This window comes from Sabulicella rubraurantiaca, from assembly GCF_017355885.1.
In the GTDB taxonomy this organism is placed as follows: Bacteria; Pseudomonadota; Alphaproteobacteria; order Acetobacterales; family Acetobacteraceae; genus Roseococcus; species Roseococcus rubraurantiacus.
The window spans coordinates 157,812-182,396 of record NZ_JAFEUU010000002.1 but is presented as its reverse complement, the minus strand read 5'-3'; the positions used below and the strand labels follow the sequence as shown (position 1 = coordinate 182,396).

The 24,585-nt window shown below is 70.9% G+C and carries 22 protein-coding genes and 1 pseudogene; 15 read left to right on the top strand and 8 right to left on the bottom strand.

Translation table 11 applies throughout. The features are described from left to right. The first annotated feature begins 18 nt into the window (after window positions 1-18). Window positions 19-1,185 carry a benzoate/H(+) symporter BenE family transporter gene (locus JTJ31_RS04835; protein WP_207537484.1) on the top strand — a complete coding sequence of 389 codons (1,167 nt, stop codon included), beginning with the start codon at window positions 19-21 and terminating at the stop codon, window positions 1,183-1,185. A 300-nt stretch (window positions 1,186-1,485) separates the two neighbouring features. Here JTJ31_RS04835 and JTJ31_RS04830 read toward each other — a convergent pair whose 3' ends face one another. Together JTJ31_RS04830 and cysK are read right to left on the bottom strand one after the other, a co-directional pair. Next, window positions 1,486-3,897, bottom strand: coding sequence for an FtsK/SpoIIIE family DNA translocase (locus tag JTJ31_RS04830; RefSeq protein WP_408015385.1), 2,412 nt, complete (start codon window positions 3,895-3,897; stop codon window positions 1,486-1,488). A 150-nt stretch (window positions 3,898-4,047) separates the two neighbouring features. Next, window positions 4,048-5,001 (bottom strand): cysteine synthase A, encoded by a 954-nt coding sequence (gene cysK / locus JTJ31_RS04825; RefSeq protein ID WP_207537482.1) that lies wholly within the window; start codon window positions 4,999-5,001, stop codon window positions 4,048-4,050. Between the two features lie 91 nt (window positions 5,002-5,092). On the opposite strand from cysK, the gene JTJ31_RS04820 reads away from it, so the two are divergent. The 4 genes from JTJ31_RS04820 to JTJ31_RS04805 are packed head-to-tail and all read left to right on the top strand — an operon-like array spanning window position 5,093 to window position 7,101. Beyond that, a complete protein-coding gene (locus tag JTJ31_RS04820; protein ID WP_207537481.1) occupies window positions 5,093-5,539 on the top strand; it encodes an RrF2 family transcriptional regulator in 447 nt (148 codons plus the stop codon). Between the two features lie 10 nt (window positions 5,540-5,549). Beyond that, window positions 5,550-6,104, top strand: coding sequence for a RecX family transcriptional regulator (locus JTJ31_RS04815; RefSeq protein WP_207537480.1), 555 nt, complete (start codon window positions 5,550-5,552; stop codon window positions 6,102-6,104). Then, entirely contained in the window at window positions 6,101-6,802 is a 702-nt protein-coding gene (locus JTJ31_RS04810; RefSeq protein ID WP_328805670.1) for an AzlC family ABC transporter permease, read from the top strand. The genes JTJ31_RS04815 and JTJ31_RS04810 overlap by 4 nt, the downstream gene beginning before the upstream one ends. Further along, window positions 6,799-7,101: an AzlD family protein gene (locus JTJ31_RS04805; RefSeq protein ID WP_236019893.1), complete on the top strand. Its 303-nt coding sequence runs from the start codon at window positions 6,799-6,801 to the stop codon at window positions 7,099-7,101. Before JTJ31_RS04810 ends, JTJ31_RS04805 begins: the two co-directional genes overlap by 4 nt. On the opposite strand, the gene JTJ31_RS04800 is transcribed toward JTJ31_RS04805, so the two are convergent. Continuing rightward, window positions 7,010-9,322: a mechanosensitive ion channel domain-containing protein gene (locus JTJ31_RS04800; protein WP_236019892.1), complete on the bottom strand. Its 2,313-nt coding sequence runs from the start codon at window positions 9,320-9,322 to the stop codon at window positions 7,010-7,012. The two genes, JTJ31_RS04805 and JTJ31_RS04800, sit on opposite strands and share 92 nt — an antisense overlap. A gap of 78 nt (window positions 9,323-9,400) precedes the next feature. On the opposite strand from JTJ31_RS04800, the gene JTJ31_RS04795 reads away from it, so the two are divergent. The 4 genes from JTJ31_RS04795 to JTJ31_RS04780 are packed head-to-tail and all read left to right on the top strand — an operon-like array spanning window position 9,401 to window position 11,910. Next, window positions 9,401-10,597: an MFS transporter gene (locus tag JTJ31_RS04795; protein ID WP_207537479.1), complete on the top strand. Its 1,197-nt coding sequence runs from the start codon at window positions 9,401-9,403 to the stop codon at window positions 10,595-10,597. Window positions 10,598-10,636: 39 nt separating this feature from the next. Then, window positions 10,637-10,825 carry a twin transmembrane helix small protein gene (locus JTJ31_RS04790; protein WP_207537478.1) on the top strand — a complete coding sequence of 63 codons (189 nt, stop codon included), beginning with the start codon at window positions 10,637-10,639 and terminating at the stop codon, window positions 10,823-10,825. A 60-nt stretch (window positions 10,826-10,885) separates the two neighbouring features. Then, a complete protein-coding gene (locus JTJ31_RS04785; protein WP_207537477.1) occupies window positions 10,886-11,410 on the top strand; it encodes an NUDIX hydrolase in 525 nt (174 codons plus the stop codon). After that, window positions 11,407-11,910, top strand: coding sequence for a hypothetical protein (locus tag JTJ31_RS04780; protein WP_207537476.1), 504 nt, complete (start codon window positions 11,407-11,409; stop codon window positions 11,908-11,910). Before JTJ31_RS04785 ends, JTJ31_RS04780 begins: the two co-directional genes overlap by 4 nt. A gap of 6 nt (window positions 11,911-11,916) precedes the next feature. On the opposite strand, the gene JTJ31_RS04775 is transcribed toward JTJ31_RS04780, so the two are convergent. Continuing rightward, the gene (locus JTJ31_RS04775) at window positions 11,917-14,523 is read right to left on the bottom strand and encodes a PAS domain-containing sensor histidine kinase (protein WP_207537475.1); all 2,607 of its coding nucleotides are present in this window, start codon (window positions 14,521-14,523) and stop codon (window positions 11,917-11,919) included. A gap of 203 nt (window positions 14,524-14,726) precedes the next feature. Between JTJ31_RS04775 and JTJ31_RS04770 the strand changes: the two genes are divergently transcribed. Together JTJ31_RS04770 and JTJ31_RS04765 are read left to right on the top strand one after the other, a co-directional pair. Then, the gene (locus JTJ31_RS04770) at window positions 14,727-15,680 is read left to right on the top strand and encodes a Bug family tripartite tricarboxylate transporter substrate binding protein (protein WP_207537474.1); all 954 of its coding nucleotides are present in this window, start codon (window positions 14,727-14,729) and stop codon (window positions 15,678-15,680) included. Window positions 15,681-15,745: 65 nt separating this feature from the next. Further along, entirely contained in the window at window positions 15,746-16,726 is a 981-nt protein-coding gene (locus JTJ31_RS04765) for a tripartite tricarboxylate transporter substrate binding protein BugD (protein WP_207537473.1), read from the top strand. A 38-nt stretch (window positions 16,727-16,764) separates the two neighbouring features. Here the strand turns inward: JTJ31_RS04765 and JTJ31_RS04760 are convergent, their stop codons facing one another. Then, window positions 16,765-17,727, bottom strand: coding sequence for a class I SAM-dependent methyltransferase (locus tag JTJ31_RS04760; protein WP_207537472.1), 963 nt, complete (start codon window positions 17,725-17,727; stop codon window positions 16,765-16,767). A gap of 247 nt (window positions 17,728-17,974) precedes the next feature. Beyond that, window positions 17,975-18,106, bottom strand: a pseudogene (locus JTJ31_RS25495) (hypothetical protein); the annotation flags it as partial. 421 nt (window positions 18,107-18,527) lie between these two features. On the opposite strand from JTJ31_RS25495, the gene dnaK reads away from it, so the two are divergent. Further along, a complete protein-coding gene (gene dnaK / locus JTJ31_RS04750) occupies window positions 18,528-20,450 on the top strand; it encodes a molecular chaperone DnaK (RefSeq protein ID WP_207537470.1) in 1,923 nt (640 codons plus the stop codon). Window positions 20,451-20,560: 110 nt separating this feature from the next. Next, window positions 20,561-21,703, top strand: a complete 1,143-nt coding sequence (gene dnaJ / locus JTJ31_RS04745) for a molecular chaperone DnaJ (RefSeq protein ID WP_207537469.1) — start codon at window positions 20,561-20,563, stop codon at window positions 21,701-21,703. 103 nt (window positions 21,704-21,806) lie between these two features. On the opposite strand, the gene JTJ31_RS04740 is transcribed toward dnaJ, so the two are convergent. After that, window positions 21,807-22,292, bottom strand: coding sequence for a PRC-barrel domain-containing protein (locus JTJ31_RS04740; protein WP_236019891.1), 486 nt, complete (start codon window positions 22,290-22,292; stop codon window positions 21,807-21,809). Here JTJ31_RS04740 and dapB point away from each other — a divergent pair. Further along, window positions 22,258-22,992 (top strand): 4-hydroxy-tetrahydrodipicolinate reductase, encoded by a 735-nt coding sequence (dapB, locus tag JTJ31_RS04735; protein ID WP_207537468.1) that lies wholly within the window; start codon window positions 22,258-22,260, stop codon window positions 22,990-22,992. The genes JTJ31_RS04740 and dapB overlap by 35 nt on opposite strands. Before the next feature lie 63 nt (window positions 22,993-23,055). Then, window positions 23,056-23,496, top strand: a complete 441-nt coding sequence (locus JTJ31_RS04730; RefSeq protein ID WP_207537467.1) for a GNAT family N-acetyltransferase — start codon at window positions 23,056-23,058, stop codon at window positions 23,494-23,496. Window positions 23,497-23,499: 3 nt separating this feature from the next. Here JTJ31_RS04730 and JTJ31_RS04725 read toward each other — a convergent pair whose 3' ends face one another. Then, a complete protein-coding gene (locus tag JTJ31_RS04725; protein ID WP_207537466.1) occupies window positions 23,500-24,585 on the bottom strand; it encodes a site-specific DNA-methyltransferase in 1,086 nt (361 codons plus the stop codon).

Sequence of the window (24,585 nt, the reverse complement as noted above, 5' to 3'; positions counted from 1 at the left end):
CCTGGAGAGCCCCGCCGCATGTTCCGCAGCCTGCCACCCGCGCCCGCCTGGTCCTCGGCGCTGATCGCCGCCCTGGTGGGATTCGGCGGGACCGTCGTGCTGGTGGTGCAGGCCGTCCGGGCCCTGGGCGCTTCCGTCGAGCAGACCGGGTCGGCGATCACGGCGCTGTGCCTCGCCATCGGAATCGCCGGGGTGGCGCTCTCACTCCGGTGGCGGATTCCGGTCGTGCTGGCGTGGTCCACGCCGGGGGCGGCGCTGCTGGCCGCTTCGACGCAGGGCGTGGCCTGGCCCGTCGCGATCGGCGTGTTCCTCGCGGCAGCGCTGATGATGATCGTGCTTGGCATCGTGCCGGCCTTGGGGCGATGGGCGGAGCGCATCCCGTCCTCCATTGCCGCGGCGATGCTGGCCGGCGTGCTGCTGCCCTTCTGCCTGAACCTGTTCCGTCTGGGCGCGACGGAGCCGCTGCTGGTGGCGGCGCTGGTGGCCGTGTTCATTGCCGCGCGGCGCCGCGTTCCGCTCCATGCGCTCCTGCTCGTGCTGGCGGCGGGCGTGATGCTGGCGCTGCTGCGCGGCGACGTGGGGCCACTTCCGCCCGGCACCACGCTGGGCACGCTTTTGCCCATCGCGCCCGTCTTCGAGGTCAGGACCATCATCAGCCTGGGGCTGCCGCTCTTCCTGGTGACGCTGGTCTCGCAGAACCTGCCCGGGCTGGTGGTGCTGCGGGCCGCCGGCTACGCGCCGAACCCGGGGCCGCTGCTGCGCGGCACCGGGATCGCGTCGCTGCTGGCCGCGCCCTTCGGGGCGCATGCCGTCAACCTCGCCGCCATCACCGCCGCGATCTGCACCAATCGGGATGCGCATCCCGACGCCGCGAAGCGCTGGACGGTGGGGGTGATCTACGGGGGCCTCTACCTCCTGCTCGCGCTCTTCTCACCGCTTCTGGTGCGCTTCTTCCTGGCGCTGCCGCCCGCGGTGATCGCGGTGCTCACCGGCCTCGCGCTGGTCCCGGCGCTGACCGGAGCCATGGAGGCCATGCTGGCGGCGAAGGAGGATCGCGACCCGGCGATCCTCACCTTCCTTGCGACCGGCTCCGGGCTTTCGCTCTTCGGGCTGGGTTCCGCCTTCTGGGGCTTGGTGGCCGGCTTCGCCGCGCTGGGCGCCGGCACCCTGCTGCGGCGGAAATAGGGTTCACCTGTCGGGCTAAAGCCCGTTAACGCCTGAGCCAATCAAGTGCGGCGGCACGGTAGGGGACACTGCGGAAGGAGCGGGCGGTCTTCTCGTAGAAAGTGGCGACGCTTCAGCTTCGACAGATTTCAGGCCCTACCAGCCGGCCATAACTCAGATCTTTACTGCCCTGGCCCTCCGTCTTGACCCACAATTTCGCCGCGCCCGGCGCTGGACGCTCTGCTGGGCTGGGCGGAGGGGGTGCCGGCCGAACTCCGCACCCGGCTCGTCCAGGAAGCGCCCCAGGACTGAGGCGACGCCTCAGTCCTCCGTGCGGCGCGCCAGCACCTCGCGCTTGCCGACATGGTTGGCGGGCGAGACGACACCCTCCTTCTCCATCTGCTCGATCAGCTTGGCGGCGCGGTTGTAGCCGATGTTGAGGTGGCGCTGGATGAAGCTGGTGCTCGCTTTGCCCTCGCGCGTCACCACGGCCACGGCCTGGTCGAAGAGCGACTTCTCGGAATCCGAGGCGCCGGCGATGCCGGACATGGCGAGCGCGGCTTCCTCCTCCTCGGCGGCTTCCGTCACTTCCTCGATGTAGTCGGGCTCCGCCTGCTCGCGCAGCCAGTCGGTGATCTTCTCCACCTCGCCATCGGCGACGAAGGGGCCGTGGACGCGCGTCACGCGGCCGCCGCCGGCCATGAACAGCATGTCGCCCTGGCCCAGCAGCTGCTCCGCGCCCTGCTCGCCCAGGATGGTGCGGCTGTCGATCTTGCTGGTCACCTGGAAGGAGATGCGGGTCGGGAAATTCGCCTTGATCGTGCCGGTGATCACGTCCACCGAGGGGCGCTGCGTCGCCATGATGACGTGGATGCCCGCGGCGCGCGCCATCTGCGCGAGGCGCTGCACCGCCGCCTCGATCTCCTTGCCCGCGACGATCATCAGATCCGCCATCTCGTCGATGACGACGACGATCATCGGCAGCTTCTCCAGCGCCAACGGCTGGTCTTCGAAGACGGGCTTGCTCGTCTCCGGGTCGAAGCCGACCTGGACGCGGCGCGTCAGCACCTCGCCGCGCGCCTGGGCGGCGGCGACCTTCTCGTTGTAGCCGCCGATGTTGCGCACGCCGATCTGGCTCATCGCGCGGTAGCGGCGCTCCATCTCGCGCACCGTCCACTTCAGCGCGCCGATCGCCTTGGGCGGCTCCGTCACCACGGGCGCCAGGAGGTGCGGGATGCGGTCATAGACCGACAATTCCAGCATCTTCGGGTCGATCATGATGAAGCGGCACTCGGCCGGGCTGAAGCGGTAGAGCAGGGACAGGATCATGGTGTTGATCCCGACCGACTTGCCCGAGCCGGTGGTGCCCGCGATCAGCAGATGCGGCATGCGCGCGAGGTCGGCGATGATCGGCGCGCCACCGATATCCTTGCCGAGGATCAGCGGCAGCTTGCCCGAGTGGCGCTGGTAGTCGTCGCTCGCCAGCATCTCGCGCAGGAAGACCGTCTCACGCTTGATGTTCGGCAGCTCGATGCCGATGACGTTGCGTCCCGGCACGGTGGCGATGCGCACCGCGACCACGGACATGGAGCGCGCGATGTCGTCGGCGAGGCCGATGACGCGCGAGGACTTGGTGCCCGGCGCCGGCTCCAGCTCATACAGGGTGACGACGGGGCCGGGGCGGATCTCGCTGATCTGGCCGTTGACGCCGTAGTCGCTCAGCACCTGCTCCAGCATCCGGGCATTGGCCTGAAGCGAGTCGGCCGAAGGACCGGAGGCGGCGCGGGCAGGCGGCGGGGCCAGCACGTCCAAAGGCGGGTTGCGCCAGCCACTCGCCGCGAGGTCGAGCGCGGGCTGGGCCGGGGCGGGCTTGGGCTTGGCGCCGGCGGCGACGCGGGGCGTGGAGCGCGGGGCCGGGCGCGCCTCGGGCGCGGGGATGGCTGGGCGCAGCCGCGGCGCCTCGGGCACGGGGGCGGCGGCGGCCTCGTCGGCGGCGCGCAGGACGGAGGACAGGTCGGCCGCCGGCTCGGCGCGGAAGCGCGGCTTGGGCATGGCGCGCCACAGGGTGCGCCCCATCCAGCCCAGCGGACGCGTCACCCAGTGGCGCCGCTGCGCGCCCACGCGCGCCGCGCCCATGCTGGCATGGGCGGTGACGCGGGCAGCCTTGCCCCATTCGCCGAGCGACAGGCCGAAGGCGACATAGAGAGTGAGGAAGGCCAGCCCACCCAACGCAAGCTGCGCCCCCAGCCGGCCGATCGGCCCCAGCAGATGCTCCAGGTTGAACAGCAGCGCGGCGGAGACCAGCGGGCCGGCAGCGCCGGATTCCGTCCCCGGCAGCACGGCCAGCGCGGCGGCGAGCAGCGGCATCGCTCCGGCCAGGGCCGCGAGGCGCAGCGGCATCAGCGTCACGCCGCGTTGAAAGAACATCCGCAGCGCCCAGGCCAGCAGGACTAGCGCCGGCAGCCAGGCCGCCCAGCCGAAGCCCTGGACCAGCACGTCGGAAGCCTGCGCGCCCAGATGCCCCGCGAGGTTGGAGGGCGTACGGTCCGTGGCTGTGGAGAGGGATGGGTCGGCCGGGTTGTGCGACCCCACGGCGAGGGTCAGCACCAGCCCGCCCAGCCCCAGCACCACGCCGCCCAGCTCGTTCAGCCGGCGGCGAATGGCGGCCCGGACGGCGGGCGAGGCAAGGCGTCCAGCCGCTTGAGGGACGGCGTCCGCTGTGGTGTGCGACATGCGGGCCATGGCCTTCAGGGGGGAAGGTGGAAACGGCCGGGGGGACCCGCTTCATAGCAGAGCATGGGCCCTGCTCCTAGCGCCTGATCCGCGGAGGTGGAATTGCCGTATTGGCGAATCAGGCGCGCAAACAGGGGGCTGGAGCGCGCCTCAGAGCCCCTCGAAGAGCTCCGTCGAAAGGTAGCGCTCGGCGTAGCTGGCGGCGATGCCGACGATCAGCTTGCCTTCCATCCCCTTCTCGCGCGCCAGTTCCATGACGGCGTGCAGCACGGCGCCGGAGGAGATGCCGATGGCCAGCCCCTCCACCCGCGCTGCCAGCCGTGCGGCGGCGAAGGACTCACGCTCGGCGACGCGGCGCACCTCGTCCAGCTTCTCCAGCTCCAGCACCGCCGGGCGGAACCCGGCACCGATGCCCTGGATGCGGTGCGGCCCTGGGTCGTCGCCGTTCAGCACCGCCGATTCCGCCGGCTCCACCCCGATCACGCGCATCCCGGGGCGGCGCGGCTTCAGGGCGCGGGCGATGCCGGTCAGCGTGCCGCCCGTGCCGATGCCGCCCACCACCGCATCCACGCGCCCTTCCGTGTCGGCCCAGATCTCCTCGGCCGTGGTCTGCTCGTGGATCGTGGGATTCGCGCCATTGTCGAACTGGCGCGGCATCCAGGCATTCTCCGTGCGCGCCACGATCTCCTCGGCGCGGGCGATGGCGCCGCCCATGCCCTTGCGCGCCGGGGTCAGCTCCAGCTCCGCCCCCAGGAGGCGCAGCATCTTGCGCCGCTCGATGCTCGCCCCATCCGGCATGACCACGATGAGGCGATAGCCGCGCGCCGCCGCCACTACGGCGAGGGCGATGCCGGTGTTGCCCGAGGTCGGCTCCACCAGCACCGAGCGGCCGGGCGTGATCTCGCCCGCGGCCTCGGCGGCGCGGATCATCGCCAGCCCGATACGGTCCTTCACCGAGCCGCCGGGATTCATGAATTCCAGCTTCAGCGCGACGCGCGCCCGCAGCCCCTCGTGCTCCATGAGGCGGGGCAGCAGCACCAGCGGCGTCCGGCCGATCGTGTCCAGCACGCTGCTGCGCAGCCCGGCTGGAATGTCAGTTGCCATATCACGAATCATGGGCGTATTTCTGGCCCCAGAGGCTGGAGAATGTCCAGCCGGAACCGCATATCCACGCCACGGAATCAGGGGATTCGCCATGCTGCTGCGCCAGGACCGGGCGCTTCTCGCCCTCGACATCGTGCTGGACATCGCCTTCCACGCCGGGCGCGGTGGTGAGGTGACTGGCGCAGCGGAGGTGGCCGATCGTCTGGGCGCGGCCCGGCGCGGCATCGAGCCGCTGCTCCAGGCCCTGGTGCGCGCCGGCATCCTTGACAGCCTGCGCGGGCCGCGCGGCGGCTACCGCATGGCCCGCGCCCCGCGCGAGGTGCGCCTGGCCGAGGTGCTGGAAGCGGTGGTGGACCAGGAGCCGCCGCCCCCGCCGGCTGGGCGCCTTGCCGCCGCCGTCACAGCGCCGCTCTGGGCCGAGCTGGATTCCGTGCTGGCCGAGCGCCTCGCTGCCCTGTCGGTGGAGGACCTGCTGAAGCGGGCCGCCGCCGCCGGGTTGCGCCGTCCGGTGACGGAGCCGCTGCACTTCGTGATCTGAGGCCGGGGCCATGCCCCGTATTGACGACGCCGCGCTGCACGAGGCCGCGCTGGCCCATCTTGCGCGCTTCTCGGCGACGGAGGCGGGGCTGCGCCGCGTCCTAGTCAACCGCATCCGCCGGTGGGCGCGCGAGGCGGGGCAGGCCGGGCGCGATGCGGAGGAAATCGCGGCCGAGGCAGCCCGCGCCACCGAAGCCGCTTCCCGCATCGCGCGAAGGCTGGTGGAGGCAGGGGCGGTGGATGACGCGGCCTTCGCCGCCTCCCGCGCGCGCAGGCTGCGTGGCTCCGGCCGCTCGGGCCGCGCCACGCTGGCGCATCTGCTGCAGAAGGGGATCGCCCCGCCGTTGGCCGCCGCCGCGCTGGAGGGGGAGGAGGTGCCGGACGAGATGCATGCCTGCCTCGTCGCCTGCCGCCGCCGCCGCATCGGCCCCTTTGCCGCCACATCCCCCGATCCGGATACGCGGCGTAAGTGGCTTGCGACCCTGGCGCGGGCCGGGTTCGGCGGCGAGGTGGCGCGGCGCGCCCTCGCCATGAGTCGCGACGAGGCGGTGGAGCGCCTCGAGTGAAGCCAGGTCCGGTCGTCTTCACGCGGGTGGGCGCGCTGCGCGGGGCGCGCCTCGCGGTGGGGCTGCTGCCCGCCATGGTTCCTTTCGCCCTGGTGGTCGGCGTGGTGGCGGACAGCAAGGGCCTGTCCTTCCTGGAGACGGTGCTGATGAGCGCACTGGTCTTCGCCGGCACCTCGCAGATCGTGGCGCTGGAGCTGTGGCGGGAGCCGGCGCCGGTGCTGGGCGCGACCCTCGCGGCGCTGGTGATCAACCTTCGCCTCGCCCCAATGGGAGCGGCGCTCTCGCCTTGGCTGGACAGGCTGCGCGGCATCCGCCTCTGGGGCACGCTGGCGACGCTGGTGGACAACACCTTCGCCGTCTGCATCGCCGATCAGCGCCAGGGCGGGCGGGACGCGGCGCTGCTGCTCGGCATGGGGGTGACCATGTGGGCGGGCTGGACCCTCATGACGGGCGTGGGGCATGCCGCCGCCGGGCTGATCCGGCTGCCGCCCGGCCATCCGGTATTCTTCGCCGGCATCGCCACGATCCTGGCGCTGATGGTGCCGATCTGGCGCGGGCGCGGCGACGCCATGCCCTGGGTTGTCGCCGGCATCGCTGCGGCGGCGGCGCATTTCGCGGGGCTGGGGCCGCCCTGGCCGGTCCTGGCCGGGGCGCTGTGCGGGGCGGCTGCGGGCGCATGGCGGGACGGGCGCCGATGAGCCTGCGTCCCGATGTGCTGCTCGCCATCCTCGGCATGGCGATCGCCACCTACGCGCTGCGCGCCGGGGGCTATGCCCTGCTGCGCGCCTTCCGCCCCGGACCCTTCGTGCAGGCCATGCTGCACCACATGCCGGGCTGCATCTTCGTCGCCTTCGTTGCGCCGCCGCTGCTGCAGGGCGGGGTGCCGCACCTCATCGCCGCGGCGGTCACGGTCGGGGCCATGCTCGCACTCCGCTCCTACCTCCTGGCGATTGCGGCTGGGGTGGGGGCTTTGTGGGCTCTGGCGCTGGCGGCTTGAACCCCTCGCGGCCCGCGCCGGCAGCCCAGAGCCGGATGTCGGCCGCGTCGAAGGCCTGCTTGATCCGGCGGTTCAGCTCCCGCGCCACCGCCAGGCGGCGCGCCGGCGGGGTCATGATGCGGGCGCGCAGCACCACGCCATCGCCCATGCGGTCCACCCCCATCACCTCCAGCGGCGCCAGCAATTGCGGCGACCAGGCCTCGTCCTCGCGCAGCGATTCACCGACCGAGCGCATGATGCGGATCGCCTGATCCGTGCTGGCCCCGTAATCCACGGCGAGGTCCACCACGGCGTAGCCGAAGTCGCGCGTCTGGTTGGTGACGGTGGTGACGGCGGAGAAGGGGATGATGTGGATCGCCCCGTCCAGCGCGCGCAGCTTGATGGAGCGGATGGAGAGCTGCTCGACCGTGCCAGTGAGGGTGCCCACCGTCACCGTGTCGCCCACGGCCACCGCATCCTCGAACAGCAGGAAGATGCCGGTGATGACGTCGCGCACCAGCGTCTGCGAGCCGAAGCCGACCGCGAGGCCGACCACGCCCGCACCGGCCAGCAGCGGTGCCACGTTCACCCCCACCTCGCTGAGCGTCGTCAGCCCGACCACGACCGTCAGCACCACGCCCAGCGCGGTGCGGAGCATGGGAAGCAGCGTCCGCACCCGCGCCGATTGCGCCGCCTGGCCCGAGGCCGGAAGGCTGGCGAGGTGACGCTGGATGGCGGCATTCGCCGCCTCCCAGATCGCCAGGGCCAAGCCGGCGGTCAGGGTGATGGTGAGGACGGCGGAGACGGCGCGCCCGCCGACCCGCCCGGGGCGGAACCAGGACAGCGCGCCCAGACCCCAGGCCTCCAGCAGGAGGATCAGGGTGATGAGCAGGATCAGGAAGGACAGGATGCCGCGCAGCGCCGGCAGGTAACGGTTCGTCCGCGCTTCCAGCCCCGGATAGGTGCGCGCCAGCTCGGGCGAGATCCGCATCAGCCGCGCGAGGCCGCGCCGCATCAACTCGTCCACCACCTTGCCCAGGGCGATGATTACCACGGTCATCACCGAGGCGGTGATCAGACGCTCGAAGCCGCGGTCGATCTGCAGCGCCCAGACCGTCCAGGCCGCCAGCAGCCACAGCACGGCGAGGACGTGCCACGCCTCCGCCAGCCGGTCGCGCGCACCGCGCAGGAAGCGCCGCGCGCTGTCCGGCTCATCGCCCTCCTTCAGGGGCGGGGCGGCCAGGACGCTCGCGACGGCGGTGCGGTTCTGCATCACCACCACAGCCAGCAGCACGGAGAGGCCGAGCAAGCCCAGGCGCCAGATCGCCGCCTGCGCCGCCGGGGGCAGGCCGAAGAACAGCGCCAACTCCGAAAGGGCATGGAAGGTGACGGCGGTGAGCGCCAGGCGCCGGATCCACAGCGTCGCGTAATGCGCCGTCTCGTCGTCGCAGCGCACGAGGCGCAGCTTGGTGGAGGAGGGGGCGAAGACCATGCGCCCCACGGCCATCACTGCCCGCGCCGCCATGTAGGAGGTGGCAATGGTCTCCATGATGACGCGGTTGGATGGCCAGGTCGTGAGGAAGCCTACCGTGCCGATCGCCACCACGCCGAAGGCGAGGATCGGCAGGAGGTCCAGGGCAAGGTTGCCCAGGATCCAGGGCAGGCGCCGCAACACTGGCAACGGCCCCTGGATGGCGGCGGCGCGCCGCTCCAGCCGGGCGCGCAGCCGCCTCAGCGCCCGGTTCACCACCCACTCGGCAACGAGGCCACCGCCGAGCACGAGCAGGAGCTTCCATAACAGGGAGCCGACCTGTTGCCGCAGCCGCTCATCCTGGGCCAACTCACTGATCCAGTGTCCCACGCCGCGCAGGTCGGTGGCGGCGGAGAGCGCGTCCACCGCATCACCCAGCAGGGCGCCGAGGCGACCGGCGATCCCTGCGGCGATCTCGGCCGGGGCAGGAAGGGCAGGGGTTTCGGCGTCCGACGGGGCGGCGGTGGCCTCACCCGGTGCGGCTGCCGGCGCACCGGTCTGGGCCGTCTCCAGGGCGCGGATCAACTCGGCGCGGCGAGATTCATCGCGCAGGACCTCCAGCAGCGCCGCGACCTCGGGCGAGGTGGCGGGCGGGGCCGGAGTCGCCTGCGCCGGGGCGGCAGGCGCGGCCGGCGCAGGCATGGGCACGACCGGAACCTGGGCCTGGGCCGGAGCGGCGAGAAGCAGCAGGACGAAAAGTAGCCGGATCATGCGGGAGGGTTTCGCGGCGCCGATGGCCGGGGTCAACCCGGTGGACGAGCGCGCTGCCGCATCGCAGCATGGGAACCTATGCCGCGCGATCCCTCTGTCTGGACTGTCATGCTCGCCCTCATGGGCACGCATCTAGCGGGGATGGGGGCCTTCCTGGCGGTGCCGGTCCTGGCACCCGCCATTGCGGCGGAGACCGGGCTGCCGGCCGGGCTGGCCGGGTTCCACACCTCGCTGGTCTATGCCGGGGCGCTGGTCTCGGGGCCGCTGACGGCGGGGCTCCTGCGCCGCCATGGCGGGGTTCGGGTATGTCAGGGCGCGCTGGTCACCGTGGGGCTGGGTATCGCCCTGGCGGCCATCGGGCATCCCATCGCGCTCGTTCTTTCGGCGCTGCTCTCCGGGCTGGGCCATGGGCCGGTGACCCCGGCCGGCTCGCACCTTCTGGCGCCTCGCACCCCGCCGGCACGGCGCTCGCTGATCTTCGGGCTGAAGCAATGCGGCGTTCCCATGGGCGCCATGATGGTGGCGGCGTTGGCGCCGCTGCTGGCGCTGATCTTCGGCTGGCGCGGCGGCGTCCTGGGAGTGGCGCTCTTCTCCGTCCTGCTCGCCCTGGCCCTGCAGCCGCTGCGCGCCGTGCTCGATGCCGACCGGCAGCCAGACGCACCACCGCTGCGCCCCTTCGCTGAGGCCCGCGCCTCCCTCTCCATCCTGCGCGACGAACCGCGGATCCGGGCGCTCACCATCGCCTCCGCTTCTTTCGGCATCGGGCAGTTCAGCTTCTCCTCCTTTTTCGTGGTCTGGCAGGTGGAGGTGCTGGGGCGCGGACTCGAGGCGGCGGGGCTCGCCCTGGCGCTGGCGCAATGTGCAGGGGTGGTGGGCCGCGTTCTTTGGGCGGTCGTGGCGGACCGGGTGGGGGCGCCACCCGTGCTCGTCACGCTGGGCGTGATCATCGCCCTCGCCTCGCTGGGCTTCGCCCTGGCCGGTCCCTCCTGGCCGGAGGCGACGGTCCTGATGCTCGGCGCGGCCATGGGCGCCAGCGCCGTGGCCTGGAACGGTGTCCTGCTCGGCGAGGTGGCGCGCCTCGCGCCTGAAGGGCGGGTGGGGGCGGCGACGGCGGCGCTGGGCTTCGTCTTCGCCGCGACCATGGTGGTGGCGCCTTCGGGCTTCTCCCTGCTGGTCTTGGGCACTGGCGGCTACGGGCCGGGCTTCTTCCTCTGCGCTGTGGCGGCCCTGACCGGCGTGATTGCCCTGCGCGGGCTGCGAGCCATGCGCGGCTGAGCCATACCGCTTCGTCCGGAACGATCTTATGTGCGGGACATGACAACCTTCCTCACCTTCCTGGTCGGGGCCGCGATGCTGGCGGTGCTCGGCGTCCTGTTCGCCGGGCTGATCGGCATGGCGCGCGGCAACTCCGCCCAGACCTCGCAGAAGCTCATGCGATATCGCGTGCTGCTGCAGGGCCTCGCCCTCCTCCTCTTCGCGGTGCTGATGCTCCTGCTGCGTTAGGGTTTTTCCCTCTTCCACAAGCCCCTTGCGCCGGACTGTCCGGATCTTCACCTTGTTTTCATGGATGCTGCCCGCTTCACCCGGCGCGTGCCGGAGGGCGAGGATCGCGAGCGCCTGGTTTGCGGCGAATGCGGATTCATCGCCTACGAGAACCCGAAGGTGGTGGTGGGCAGCGTCGTGTCGGAAGGGGGCCGCATCCTGCTGTGCCGTCGCGCCATCGAGCCGCGCAAGGGGTTCTGGACCTTGCCCGCGGGCTACCTCGAATTGGGCGAGACGGTAGAGGAGGGGGCCCGGCGCGAGGCGTGGGAAGAGGCGTGCGCACGTCTGTCCCTGGAAAGCGTTCTCGCCGTGTATTCGATCGCCCGCATCGGCCAGGTGCAGGTGATCTTCCGTGCCTCCCTGGCCGAGCCAGGCTTCGCCGCCGGGCCGGAGAGCCAGGAAGTGGCGCTTTTCGCGTGGGAGGAGATCCCGTGGGACAGCATCGCCTTTCCCTCTGTCCGCTGGGCGCTGAATGCCTGGCGGCGGAACCTGCCGGGGGTGGAGACGAACCCTCCGGAAGATTCACGCGGCATGGCTGGCCTGTGATCCTGCTCTTGCCGCTCCTTGCTCTGCTGATGCTGCTGGGCGCGGCCCCGGTCCGCGCACAGAATTTCGAGGTTCCGGCCATCGCGCCGCCCGCGCCCGAGGCGGCCCAGCCCGCCGCGCCCCAGGCGGCGCAGCCGGCCCAACGCCGCCGCAGCCCGCCGCGGCGCTCCCGTCCGCGTGACCCGCGCGACCGCGCCTATATGGATGGCGGCATGCCCGGCACCGGCGGTGTTCCCCCCGCGGGCGGCTTTGCTGGCTCCGCAGCCGCGCCGCCACCCGTGGCCGCGCGGCCCGAACTGGCGCCGCGCCCAAACCTCGACCTGGAAGGGCCCACCGGCCGCCGGTCCGCCCTGGCGGAATCGGGCCTGGAGCCGACCCTGATCAATCCGCGCCTTCCCGGGCGAGGCGTGGCGCAGGATGGCGCCTACGCGACGCGGGAAAACCGCCTGTTCCAGAACCCCGCGCCTGGGCTGCGCCTCACCACGCCGATGGCGTGGTAGGAGGGGTTAGGAAGGCAGGAGCAGGGTGAAGCGGCTACCCTCGCCGGGCGCGCTTTCCACCCGCACCTCGCCACCCGACTGGGCGAGGAACCCATGCACCTGGGCGAGGCCGAGTCCAGTGCCCTTGCCCGCCGGCTTGGTGGTGAAGAAGGGCTCGAAGAGCCGTTCCAGGACCTCGGGCGGCATGCCCTCGCCGGTGTCGGCGACGGTCAGCGCCACGCGGCCATCCTCCATCGCGGTCGAAAGGGTGAGCGTCCCGCCACTTGGCATGGCGTCGCGCGCATTCATCACGAGGTTCAGCAGCGCCGTCTCCAGCTGCGCCGGGTCCAGCGTGACCGGGGGCAGCCCTTCGGCGAACTCCGTCTTCAGCTCGATGCGCTGGCCCAGGGAATGGCGCAGCAACTCCCGCATCGCCCGCAGCCGGGCGTTGAGGTCCAGCGTCGCGGGCTCCAGCGGCTGCTGCCGCGCGAAGGCGAGGAGCTGACGGGTCATCCGCCGCGCATTCTCCAGCGAGGCGCTGACCCCGTCCGAAACCTGAAGCCGCTCCTCACCGGACAGATCCTCGCTGGCGAGGAGGTGAAGGCCGGAATCCACCACCTGCAGCACGTTGGAGAAATCATGCGCGATGGAGCCGGTGAGCTGCCCCATGGCCTGCAGCCGCTCGCTGTGGCGCAGCGCCGCCTCGGCGCGCATCAGTTCCGCCGTGCGCGCGGCGACCAGCCGCTCCAGCTCGTCATGCGAGCGGGTGAGGATCTCGCGCGCCTCGCGCTGGTCGTGGATGTCGGTGGCGGTGCCATACCAGGCTGTGATACGGCCCTGCGCGTCGCGCGCCGGTAGGGCGCGGCCCAGGTGCCAGCGCCACTGTCCCGTCGCCGCCTCGAGGAAGCGGTACTCCACCTCGTAGGGCTCGCCGGTCCGGAGCGACCGCCGCCAGCGCTCCTGCGCGATGGGGAGGTCCTCAGGATGATACACCTGCATGCGCTCGGCGGGGGGCGGCGCGACGTCGGTGCGGGGGATGCCAGTGAACTCGTGCCAGCGCCGGTTGTACCAGAGGGTTTCCCCGCTCGGCGCCGCCCACCACACGATCTGCGGCATGGCATCCGCCATGATCCGCAGACGCTCCTCGCGTTCGGCCAGCGCCGTCTCGGCCTCCTTCTGGGCGGTGATGTCGGTGTGGGCGCCCACTAGGCGGATGGCGCAGCCCTCCACGTCGCGCAGCGCCCGGGCGCGCGACAGGATCCACAGCCAGCGCCCGTCGCGGTGCCGCACCCGGTAAGAGGCGGAGTAGTCCTCCGTCTCGCCCTCCAGGTGCTCGTGCAGGCGTGCCTCGACCGATGGCCGGTCCTCGGGGTGGATGTTGCGGAGCCAGTTCTCGTGGCTGCTGTCCCACTCCTCCGGTGCGTGGCCGAGCATCGCGGGGATGCGGGGCGAGTGGAAGCATTCGCCGGAAACGAGGTTCCAATCCCACAGCCCGTCGCTCGTCCCCTCCATCGCCAGGGCGAGGCGCCGCTCGGTCAGGCGTTGCTCCGTGACGTCGGCGCCGCTGCCCACCCATTCCACGACCACGTCCTCGGCGTCGCGGACCGGCACGCCGCGCGCACGCAGGGTGCGCCAGACGCCATCATGGCGGCGCAGCACGAATTCCGCCTCATAGGGCTGGCCTTCCTCCACCGCCCCACTCGCCAGGACGAGCAGGCGGCCCTGGTGGTCCGGGTGGACGGCCTCCAGCCATCCCAGCCCGTCGCGCGCCGCTGCGCCCTGGCCGGTGAAGGCCTCCCAGCCGGGCTGGTCGCCGCCCATGCGCTGCGCCTCGTCCAGCGTCCAGACCAGCTGCGATGATGCCTCGGACAGGGAGCGGTAGCGGGTTTCCGAGCGGCGCAGCGCCTCGTCCTTGCGCACCTCCTCCGACACGTCGCGAAGGAAGACGGAGATCCCTCCCGGCTCTGCAGGAAAGGCACGCACCTCATACCAGCGCCCGTGATCCGGGTAGAAGGCCCGCTCGGTCCCCATCACCCGCGTTTCGGCGACGCGGCGATACATCGCCTCAAAGCGGGAGTTGGCGAGGCCCGGGAAGGCGTCCCAGATGACCGCCCCCAGCATCTCCGACACCTCGCGACCGAGCATGCGCGCGCCCTGCGGGTTGACGTAGGAGAAGCGCCAATGGCGGTCGAGCATGAAGAACCCGTCGCCGATGCTTTCCAGCAAGGCACGGTGGCGCGCCTCGCTGTGCCGCAGCGAGGCTTCCAGACGCTGCCGCCCCGTGGTCTCGACCACGGTGTTCAGCATCCCGCACACCGCGCCCAGACCGTCGCGGAGCGGCGAGAAGGAGAAGGTGAACCAGGCCGCCTCCGGGTGGCCATAACGCTCCAGCGTGAGGAGCATGTCCTCGCGCCAAACCGCCTCGCCCGCGAAGGTCCGCGCGACCAGGGGGCTGATCTCCGGCCAAACCTCCGGCCAGACCGCCTGCATGGGCCGGCCCAGCGCCCCCGGGTGCCGCTCGCCCAGGATCTCGGCATAGGCGTCGTTGTAGAGGAGGGTGCGCTCCTCCCCCCACGCTACGCTCATGGGAAAACGCGAGGCCAGGATGAGGTCCACCGCAAGGCGCAGGGCCAACGGCCAGCGGGCCCGAGGGCCCAGCGCAGTGGCAGACCAATCCGTTTCGTCGAATATTTGTCCCATCCCGATGGGCGCCAGGAGGGTGTCAGGCGACCCGTACACCATGCGACCGAACATAACGGCCCCGGATGGGCATGGCCAGCAAGTTCCTGTTACGGTTAATCACGGTGGCGAAGCTGCCCAAAAGACCGGAGGAAACCATGCCGCGCACCACTCGCCGGGCCACGTTGGCCCTGGCGCCGCTCGCCCTTGCGACGCCCGCCCTGGCCCAGTCCCGCACCGTGACGATCATCGTTCCCTTCGCGCCGGGCGGCTCGACGGACACCGTGTCGCGCCTGATGGCGGAGCGCATGTCGGCCGTGCTCGGCCAGAACGTGGTGGTGGAGAACCGGCCCGGCGGCAACACCATCGTCGGCGCCGAGGCGGTGGCCCGCGCGGCGCCCGATGGCAGCACGACCCTCATGGCGGCGGGCACCACCCTCACCATCAACCCGGCGATCCACCGCAACCTTTCCTACAAGGTGGAGGATTTCGCGCCGGTGATGCTCGTTTCCACCTTTCCCTTCGCGGTGATCGCGCGCCACAACGGGCCGGCCGACATCGCCGCCCTGGCCGCCGCCGCGCGGGAACGGCCGGGCCGCATCACCTACGGCACCAACGGCCCTACCACCCTGACCAATGTCGCCATGCTCATGGTGCTCGAGCGCATGGGCGTCACGATGCAGGACGTCACCTATCGCGGCGACGCCCAGTCGCAGACCGCCTTCATGGCCGGTGACATCGACCTGCTGGTGGTCGCGGGCTCGACTGCCCTGCCGGTGTTCCGCAACAACCAGGGCCGCATCCTGGGCTGGACCAGCGCGGAGCGCGTGCCCTCCACCCCCGACGTGCCCACCTTCGCCGAGAGCTACCCTGGCCTCGTCGCCGAATCCTGGTTCGGGCTGCTGGCCCCCGCCCGCACGCCGCCCGCCACGGTGGAGCGGCTGAATGTCGCCGCCAACGAGGCGCTGCGCGAGCCCCGCGTCCGCGAGCGCCTGACCAACGAGGCGCAGTTCCTCAAGGGCGGCACCCCGGCCGAGTTCGGCGCGTTCCTCGCCAGCGAGGCACAGCGCTGGCGCCCGGTCCTGTCACGGCTGGAAGTCCCGCAGAATTAACCTTGCGTTGGCACCGGTGCGAGGCGACATAACCGCCGCCTGTCGCCTCACACGGAGTGAATGATATGTCCCGCCTCTCCCGGCGCGCCCTTCCCGCTGTTGCGCTTTCCGGTCTTGCCCTCCCGGCCCTCGGCCAGTCCCGCTACCCCGACCGCACCATCACGGTGATAGTTCCCTTCGCGGCGGGCGGGCCGACCGACACCGTGGCGCGGCTGGTGGCCGAAGCCATGGGCCGCGACCTGGGCGGCACGGTGGTGGTGGAGAATGTGGGCGGGGCCGGCGGCACGCTGGGCGCGCAGCGCACGGCTCAGGCCCGCCCGGATGGCTACACCATCCTCGTGCACCATATCGGCATGGCGACCATCCCGACCCTGTATCGCCGCCTCGCCTATGACCCGGTGAACGGCTTCGAGGCGGTCGGCCTCATCACCGAGGTGCCGATGACCCTCGTCGCCAAGCGCGGTATCGAGGCGAACAACCTCCAGGAACTGATCGCCCTGGTGCGCCGCCAGCGCGACCGCATCAACCTGGCCAATGCCGGCGTCGGCGCCGCTTCCCACCTCTGCGGCCTGCTGTTCCAGTCGGCGCTGCAGGTGCCGATGACAACGGTTCCTTATCGCGGCACCGCCCCGGCGATGAACGACCTCGTGGGCGGCACGGTGGACCTGATGTGCGACCAGACCACCAACACGACGGAGCAAATCCGCGCCGGGACGATCCGCGCTTTCGCCACGACCACGGAGAACCGCGTCGGCGCCTTGCCAGACGTTCCCACGGCGCGCGAGGCCGGGCTGCCGAATTTCGAGGTCAGCGTGTGGCACGGGCTCTACGCGCCGCGGAACACCCCGCGCGAGATCGTGAACCGCCTGTCCGCTTCCCTGCAGACGGCGCTGCGCGATCCCAACCTGGTCCGCCGCTTCAACGACCTGGGCACGGAGCCCGTCTCCCAGGACAAGGCGACGCCGGAGGCGCACCGCGCCTTCTGGCAGGCGGATATCGCCCGCTGGCGGCCGATCATCCAGGCTGCCGGCCAGTACGCGGACTGATCCGCGCCATAGGGAGGGGGCTTCGCGCCCCCTCCGCCTCAGCCCTTCAGCCGCCGCCCGACCGCCCGCAGCGGCGAGGTGAGGCGCCAGCTGGTCGAGGCGGTCATCTCCGCCAGCTGTTTCTGTGCATCGGCCAGCGCGGCCTCCAGCGTGGCCAGACGGTCTTCCCACCTGGCGGCCTGCGCGCCGCTCGCCGCCAGGCCATCGCGCAGCGCGCCGGCCTCCGCCTCGCGCAGGCCCAACTTCGATTCCAGCGCGGCCGCATGCTGGCGCAGCCGTGCCACCTCCAACTCCGCCGCCGCCGCGCGCGCGCTCAGCGCCGCCGCTTCCTCGGCGCGGCGCCCGGCATCGTGACGTGCGGCATGCAGCAGGTGCTGGTCCTCCGGCTGCGGTTCCGGGTTCAGCAGCGCCTCGGTGCCGTGGCGGCGGACATTCATCGCATCCGGAAAGGCTTCGAGCATGAAGCGGGCCGGTGGGGCGACCGGGTCCTTCTGGAGTACGGCCACGAAGTCGTTCCAACCCACCGGGTCCGCCCGGCGACGGAGGATGCCGCTTTCCATCAGCGTCAGGGGGAAGCCCTGCTTGGTGGCCCATTCCGCGAGGGCCAGGCCCGCATCGGGATAGAAGCGCCAATTGTCGCGCGGATAGGCGTGGTAGGGGCCGTTTGAGGGCGAATTGATGTAGATCAACCCACCCGGCCGCATCATGCGCGCGATGCGGCAGATCGTTTCCCAGAAGACACCGTCATGCTCGAAGCAGGAGGTGCTGACGCAGGCGTCGAAGCTCTCCGGCGGGAAGGGAAGCTCCGCCCCCGCTTCCACCACGATGTCCACGCCGCGCCCAGGGGCCAGGTCGGCACCCTCGTAATCCGTGCCCGGCGGCGCCACGTCGCGTAGGCTTCCATTGACGTCCAGCGAGCCGAGATCGAGGACGCGCTTGCCGCCCTCCGGCATGTAGGCGGCGAAGAAGGCCTTGCCGGCGGCCATGGCGGTGTCGTGCATGGGGAAACCCTCCTCTTGCGTCGGGGGCAGGAGGCACGGCGAGGCCCGTCACCTCCGCGATCATGCGGCGCACGCCGAGCGAAACTCTCGCTGCCTCGTCGCGCGCGGTCCAGGGCTGGAGCTTGGAGGCCTCGACCTCCGCACGCAGCCGGGCCTCGTTCCAGGGGCCGGGCAGGCTGACGATGCGGTCGCGGAAGGCGGTGGGGGCGGCCGAAAGCAGATCCGTTACCACGCGGCAGCCGCAGGCGGCGGCGAGGAAAAGGCGCGGCTCCTGTGCCGGCACGCCATCGGCATGCAGGTTCAGCACGACGCGGGAGCGCCGGAACAGCCCAGCAAGCTCCGCGCCTGAGACGCCATGCGCTACCCACAGGAAGCGCATGGCGTCTCAGGCGCAAGAAATCCAGCATGGTGATCCGGTGCGGCGCCGCCTTGCTGACGAAGCGCAGATAGATCCACGGGCCGCTCGTCACAGGGCTGGCCGGGATGGAAACGCGCCGTGTCCAGCGGCAGCGGACGGTAGCCGGTGATGGGCCAGGGACCGAAACAGGCTCCAGGGGCTGGTCGGAAGGGGGGGCATCGTCATCCCGGATGAGGCCCGCCGTCGCGCGGGCGGGGCGTGAGTGCGATGGAGGGTGCGGGAAGTCAAGCCGCGGCGTCTGTTGCGGAATTCCCACACCCCACCCCTTGCCGCGCCACGTCCGGCTCAATATCTCGGGTGTCGTGAACACCCCATCCGCGAGGGGCGGGACGCGGTGCCTCGCAAGGGCCGCTTCCCAGGCCGCCGCATAGGAGAAACACGGATGAGCAAAGTCATCGGCATCGACCTCGGCACCACGAATTCCTGCGTCGCCATCATGGAAGGCGGCGAGGTGAAGGTGCTGGAGAACGCGGAAGGCGCGCGCACCACGCCCTCCATGGTCGCCTTCGCCAAGAATGGCGAGCGTCTGGTGGGCCAGAGCGCCAAGCGCCAGGCCGTCACCAACCCCACCAACACCCTCTACGCCGTCAAGCGCCTGATCGGCCGCAAGTACGACGACGCGATGGTCCAGAAGGAGAAGGGCCTCGCCCCCTTCCACATCGTAAAGGCCGACAACGGCGACGCCTGGGTCGAGGTCGAGGGCAAGAAGTACGCGCCGCAGCAGATCAGCGCGAACATCCTCACCAAGATGAAGGAGACGGCCGAGTCCTATCTCGGCGAGAAAGTGGCGCAGGCCGTCATCACCGTCCCCGCCTACTTCAACGACGCCCAGCGCCAGGCGACCAAGGAAGCCGGCGCCATCGCGGGCCTCGAGGTGCTGCGCATCATCAACGAGCCGACGGCGGCCGCGCTCGCCTACGGCATGGACAAGAAGGCCTCCGGTACGATCGCGGTCTATGACCTCGGCGGCGGCACCTTCGACGTGTCCATCCTCGAGATCGGCGACGGCGTGTTCGAGGTGAAGTCCACCAACGGCGACACGTTCCTGGGCGGTGAGGACTTCGACCAGCGCGTCATCGACTACCTGGCCGACGAGTTCAAGCGCGAGCAGGGCATCGACCTGCGCGGCGACAAGCTGGCGCTGCAGCGCCTGAAGGAAGCCGCGGAGAAGGCCAAGATCGAGCTGTCTTCCTCGAAGCAGACCGAGATCAACCTGCCCTTCATCACGGCCGACGCGTCGGGCCCGAAGCACCTCGTCATGCAGCTCACCCGCGCCAAGCTGGAAGCGCTGGTGGACGACTTGGTGCAGCGCACGCTGGAGCCCTGCCGCCAGGCGCTGAAGGATGCGGGCCTCGCGGCTGGCGAGATCGACGAGGTCATCCTGGTCGGCGGCATGACCCGCATGCCCAAGGTGGTCGAGACGGTGAAGGGCTTCTTCGGCAAGGAGCCGGCCCGCAACGTCAACCCCGACGAGGTCGTGGCCATCGGCGCGGCGATCCAGGGCGGCGTGCTGAAGGGCGACGTCAAGGACGTGCTGCTGCTGGACGTGACCCCGCTTTCGCTCGGCATCGAGACGCTGGGCGGCGTGTTCACGCGCCTGATCGACCGCAACACCACCATCCCGACCAAGAAGTCCCAGACCTTCTCCACGGCGGACGACAACCAGACCGCCGTGACTATCAAGGTCTACCAGGGCGAGCGGGAGATGGCGGCGGACAACAAGCTGCTCGGCAATTTCGACCTGACCGGCATCCCGGGCGCCCCGCGCGGCGTGCCGCAGATCGAGGTGACCTTCGACATCGACGCGAACGGCATCGTCTCCGTCTCCGCGAAGGACAAGGCCACGGGCAAGGAGCAGCAGATCCGCATCCAGGCCAAGTCCGGCCTGTCGGACGCGGACATCGAGAAGATGGTGCGCGAGGCAGAGGCGAATGCCGAGGCGGACAAGAAGCGCCGTGAGGCGGTCGAGGCCCGCAACTCACTCGACGCGCTGGTCCACTCCACGGAGAAGACCATCCGCGACAACGAGGGCAAGGTCCCTGGCCCCGAGAAGGAGGCAGCCGAGGCTGCGATCCGCGAGGCGCGCACTGCCATGGAGGGTGGCGACGCCGAGGCGATCAACGCCGCGGCCGAGAAGCTCTCCCAGGCCGCGATGAAGATGGGCGAGGCCATGTACAAGGCCGAGCAGGCTTCGCCGCAGCCCGAGGCCGGCGCGCAGTCCCAGGCGGGCAATGCCCCGGGCGGCGACAAGGTGGTGGACGCCGACTTCGAGGAGGTGGATCCCAAGAAGCAGAACAAGTCGTGAGGGCGCGCGAGCGCAACGCGACCGAGGCGCCCGGGTCAGCAATGATCCGGGCGTTGCTTCTTCCAGGGTTTCGTGGGACGGCCCCTTGCCGTCCGATCAAAGGCTGAACCATGGCCAAGCGCGACTATTACGAGGTCCTGGGCGTCGCGCGCGACGCCTCCGAGGACGACCTCAAGAAGGCCTACCGCAAGCTCGCCATGAAGTGGCACCCCGACCGCAACCAGGGGAATGCTGAGGCGGAAGGCAAGTTCAAGGAACTGAACGAGGCCTATGACACGCTGAAGGACGCCGAGAAGCGCGCCGCCTATGACCGCTACGGCCACGCCGCCTTCGAGAATGGCGGCGGCGGGCCGGGCGGGTTCGGCGGTGGGGCCGGGCCCTTCGGCGCCGGTGGCTTCGAGGACATCTTCGAGGAGATGTTCGGCCGCTTCAGCGGTGGGCGGCAGGGCGCGCGTGCCAATGCCGGGCGCGGCGCCGACCTGCGCCAGGAAGTGCAGATCACGCTGGAGGAAGCCTTCGCGGGGGTGAAGAAGACCATCCGCGTCCCGTCCAGCGTTGCCTGCGAGGCCTGCTCCGGCTCGGGCGCCGAGGGCGGCTCCGCCAATGTGCAGACCTGCGGCACCTGCCGCGGCGCCGGCAAGGTCCGCGCGCAGCAGGGCTTCTTCCTGATCGAGCGCACCTGCCCGACCTGCTCGGGTACGGGCCGCACGATCAAGAACCCCTGCAAGATCTGCCACGGCGCGGGGCGCGTGCAGCGCGACCGCACGCTCAACGTCTCCATCCCCGCGGGCGTGGAGGACGGCACGCGCATCCGCCTCTCCGGCGAGGGCGAGGCAGGGCTGCGCGGGGCACCGGCCGGCGATCTCTACGTGGATGTGGGCATCACCCCGCACCCGATCTTCCAGCGGGAAGGCCCCAACATCATGGTGCGCGTGCCCATCCGCATGGCACAGGCCGCGCTGGGCGCCTCGGTCGAGGTGCCCTCCATCGAGGGTGGCCGCTCCGCCGTGAAGATCCCGCCGGGCACACAGACGGGCGACAGCTTCCGCCTGCGCGGCAAGGGCTTCTCCGTGCTGCGCTCCGCTGCGCGCGGCGACATGTATGTACAGGTCGCGGTGGAAACGCCGCAGAGCCTGACGCCGCGCCAGCGCGAACTCCTCGAGGAGTTCGAGGCGGAATCCGCCAAGGAGGACAAGTCCTCGCCGGAAAGCGAGGGCTTCTTCGCCAAGGTGCGGGATTTCTGGAAAAGCTGATCCCGTTCCGTTTCGCCGCGCCCGGATGCGGCGAAACGGACCTGCCAGTTCTCGGGACGCATTTTCCGAGCCGCCAAGCAGATCCGCCTGGCTTGAAAATGCTTCAGGACGGGATGGCGCCGCCGCCCCAGAACACGTCGGCGCTGGCATAGGAACGCCGGTCCATCGGGTCGTGGACCGGCGCCTGTTCCAGCCGGTGCCGCGTCAGGTTCGGCACGACATAGCCTTCCAGCCGCGTGTCATAGGTGAGGACCTGCCAGGGCAGGGCGTATTGGCGCGTCCCGATGCCCAGGAAGCCGCCGAACTCGATCACCGCGTAGGCGACCTGACCCGAGCGCTTCCGGATCATCACGTCCACGACGCGGCCGATCTCCTCCCCATCCGGACCATAGACCAGCGTGCCGGCCACCTTGGCCGCCGCGATCATCGGGCCGTCCGTGCCTTCGGTCAGGTCCTCGGTGGTGGGTTTCGCTTCCATGCCGGAGAAAACGGGCGGCGCTTGGCAGGGGTTGCGCCAAGGTGCATGACCGCCTGGCAGGCCAGGGGAGAGGCGCATGAGGATCGGCATCGCGGGAATTGGCGGGCGCATGGGCCGCCTCCTGGAGGAGGAAGTGGCGGCGTCCGGTGCGGCACTGGCCGCCGGCACGCGGCGCGGCGACGACCCGCGCCGCCTGTTTATGGGCAGCGACGCGGTGATCGACTTCACCCATGCCTCCACCGCCGCGGAGCACGCCGCACTGGCGGCGGAGACGGGCGTGCCGCTCATCCTCGGCTCGTCGGGCCTCGACGCCGCGCAGGAAGCGGCGGTGGCGGAGGCGGCGCAGCGCGTCGCCATCGTCTATGCGGCGAATTTCGCGACCGGCGTGAACCTCGTCCTCGCCATTGCCGAGAAGCTCGGCGCCGCCCTGCCCGCCGCGCAATACGATGCCGAGATCGTGGAGATGCACCACCGCCAGAAGGTGGACGCGCCGAGCGGCACGGCGATCGCGCTGGGCCGCGCCGTGGCTCAGGGGCGCGGCACGACGCTGGAGGAGGCGGGACGTGAGTCCGGCCGTGACGGCCATACCGGCCCGCGCGGCACCGGCACGATCGGCTTCGCCGCGCTGCGCGGCGGGCAGGTGGTGGGCGAGCACACGCTGCTCTTCGCGGCTGCCTCGGAGCAGATCAGCCTGACCCACCGCTCCTTCGACCGGCGCGCCTATGCCACGGGCGCGGTACGGGCCGCCTTCTGGGCCAAGGGCCGTCCGCCGGGCCTCTACAGCATGAAGGACGTGCTCGGCCTCGCGTGAGCTTCGCGGCGCCGTTCCCCTTGCCCTCTTGCGCGCGGCGCTTCGAGGCGGTTCGCTGCCACCATGAAGATCATCCCACCCGAAGCCCGGCACCGCGAGGATTGGGAGCGGCTCTATGCCGGCTATGCCGCCTTCTACAAGGTCGAGCAGACGCCCGAGATGCGCGCCACAGTCTGGAACTGGATCAACGATCCGGCGCATGAGGTGAAGGCGGTGGTGGCGGAGGACGAGGCGGGCCGCGCCATTGGCCTCGCGCATTACCGCCCCTTCGCGCGGCCCCTGCGCGCCATCTATGGCGGCTTCCTGGACGACCTCTTCGTGGACCCCACGCATCGCGGCGGCCGCGTCGCCGATGCGCTGATCGAGCACCTGGCAAAGATCGGGCGAGAGAAGGGCTGGAACGTCATCCGCTGGATCACGGCGGACGACAATTACCGGGGCCGCGGCGTCTATGACCGCGTGGCGACGCGCACCTGGTGGATTACCTACGACAAGGCGCTCTAGGGCTCAGTTGCCCGCCAGCATCTCCTGCCGGAACTCGTCCAGCAGCTTGAGCGTGCCGTCGCGCCGCAGCAGGTGCCAGAAGGTCCAGCCATTGCAAGATGGCGCCTCCTGCACCGCCGCGCCGACGGCGTGGATGGAGCCCCGCGCTGTCCCGCACTGGATGCGCCCATCGGGCAGCACGGTCGCGGTCCATCGCCGGTGGCGGTCGCACAGCGCCTCGCCAGCCGCGACCAGGCCGCGCTCCACCAGCGTGCCAAAAGGGATGCGCGGCTGCTCGCGCTTGCTGGGGGTTGGGGCGAGCATGTCATCCGCCAGCGGTTCCACGGCCTCGACGCGCGCCATCGCCGCCTCCGCATAGGACGGATCGCGCTCGATGCCGACGAAGCGGCGGCCCAGGCGCCGGGCGACCGCCGCGGTGGTACCGCTGCCCAGGAAGGGGTCCAGCACCACGTCGCCGCGCTGGGTGCAGGACAGGATCACGCGATGCAGCAGCGCCTCGGGCTTCTGGGTCGGGTGCAGCTTCTGCCCCGAAGCGTCGCGCAGCCGCTCATTCCCCGTGCAGAGAGGGATGTGCCAGTCCGAGCGCATCTGGACGTCGTCGTTCAGCGCCTTCATGGCGGTGTAGTTGAAGCGGTACTTCGCCTCCTGCCCGCGCGCTGCCCAGATCAGCGTCTCATGCGCGTTGGTGAAGCGTCGGCCGCGGAAATTCGGCATCGGGTTGGCTTTGCGCCACACCACGTCGTTCAGGATCCAGAACCCCAGATCCTGCAGCGCCGTGCCGAGGCGGAAGACGTTGTGGTATGAGCCGATCACCCAGATCGTGCCGTCCTTACGCAGGACACGCCGGCATTCCGTCAGCCACTCACGCGTGAAGGCATCATAGGCGGCGAAATCGTCGAAGCGGTCCCAGTCGTCATCCACGGCGTCCACGCGCGAATGGTCCGGGCGCAGCAATTCCCCACGAAGCTGGAGGTTGTAGGGCGGGTCCGCGAAGACGGCATGGACCGAGGCCGGCGGAAGGGCCCGCAAGGTCTCGATACAGTCGCCCACCAGTACCCTGTCCAGTGGCAAATCGAGCCCTGCGCCCAA

Excerpts from the sequence above, each read along its gene's own strand:
- dnaK (WP_207537470.1), top strand. The coding sequence starts at position 18,528 with ATGAGCAAAGTCATCGGCATCGACCTCGGCACCACGAATTCCTGCGTC.
- dapB (WP_207537468.1), top strand. The coding sequence starts at position 22,258 with ATGAGGATCGGCATCGCGGGAATTGGCGGGCGCATGGGCCGCCTCCTG.
- JTJ31_RS04795 (WP_207537479.1), top strand. The coding sequence starts at position 9,401 with ATGCCGCGCGATCCCTCTGTCTGGACTGTCATGCTCGCCCTCATGGGC.
- JTJ31_RS04785 (WP_207537477.1), top strand. The coding sequence starts at position 10,886 with ATGGATGCTGCCCGCTTCACCCGGCGCGTGCCGGAGGGCGAGGATCGC.
- JTJ31_RS04800 (WP_236019892.1), bottom strand. The coding sequence starts at position 9,322 with ATGATCCGGCTACTTTTCGTCCTGCTGCTTCTCGCCGCTCCGGCCCAG.
- JTJ31_RS04830 (WP_408015385.1), bottom strand. The coding sequence starts at position 3,897 with ATGTCGCACACCACAGCGGACGCCGTCCCTCAAGCGGCTGGACGCCTT.
- JTJ31_RS04765 (WP_207537473.1), top strand. The coding sequence starts at position 15,746 with ATGTCCCGCCTCTCCCGGCGCGCCCTTCCCGCTGTTGCGCTTTCCGGT.
- JTJ31_RS04805 (WP_236019893.1), top strand. The coding sequence starts at position 6,799 with ATGAGCCTGCGTCCCGATGTGCTGCTCGCCATCCTCGGCATGGCGATC.
- JTJ31_RS04820 (WP_207537481.1), top strand. The coding sequence starts at position 5,093 with ATGCTGCTGCGCCAGGACCGGGCGCTTCTCGCCCTCGACATCGTGCTG.
- JTJ31_RS04770 (WP_207537474.1), top strand. The coding sequence starts at position 14,727 with ATGCCGCGCACCACTCGCCGGGCCACGTTGGCCCTGGCGCCGCTCGCC.
- JTJ31_RS04760 (WP_207537472.1), bottom strand. The coding sequence starts at position 17,727 with ATGCACGACACCGCCATGGCCGCCGGCAAGGCCTTCTTCGCCGCCTAC.
- JTJ31_RS04740 (WP_236019891.1), bottom strand. The coding sequence starts at position 22,292 with ATGCGCCCGCCAATTCCCGCGATGCCGATCCTCATGCGCCTCTCCCCT.
- JTJ31_RS04835 (WP_207537484.1), top strand. The coding sequence starts at position 19 with ATGTTCCGCAGCCTGCCACCCGCGCCCGCCTGGTCCTCGGCGCTGATC.
- JTJ31_RS04730 (WP_207537467.1), top strand. The coding sequence starts at position 23,056 with ATGAAGATCATCCCACCCGAAGCCCGGCACCGCGAGGATTGGGAGCGG.
- JTJ31_RS04815 (WP_207537480.1), top strand. The coding sequence starts at position 5,550 with ATGCCCCGTATTGACGACGCCGCGCTGCACGAGGCCGCGCTGGCCCAT.
- JTJ31_RS04790 (WP_207537478.1), top strand. The coding sequence starts at position 10,637 with ATGACAACCTTCCTCACCTTCCTGGTCGGGGCCGCGATGCTGGCGGTG.
- cysK (WP_207537482.1), bottom strand. The coding sequence starts at position 5,001 with ATGGCAACTGACATTCCAGCCGGGCTGCGCAGCAGCGTGCTGGACACG.
- dnaJ (WP_207537469.1), top strand. The coding sequence starts at position 20,561 with ATGGCCAAGCGCGACTATTACGAGGTCCTGGGCGTCGCGCGCGACGCC.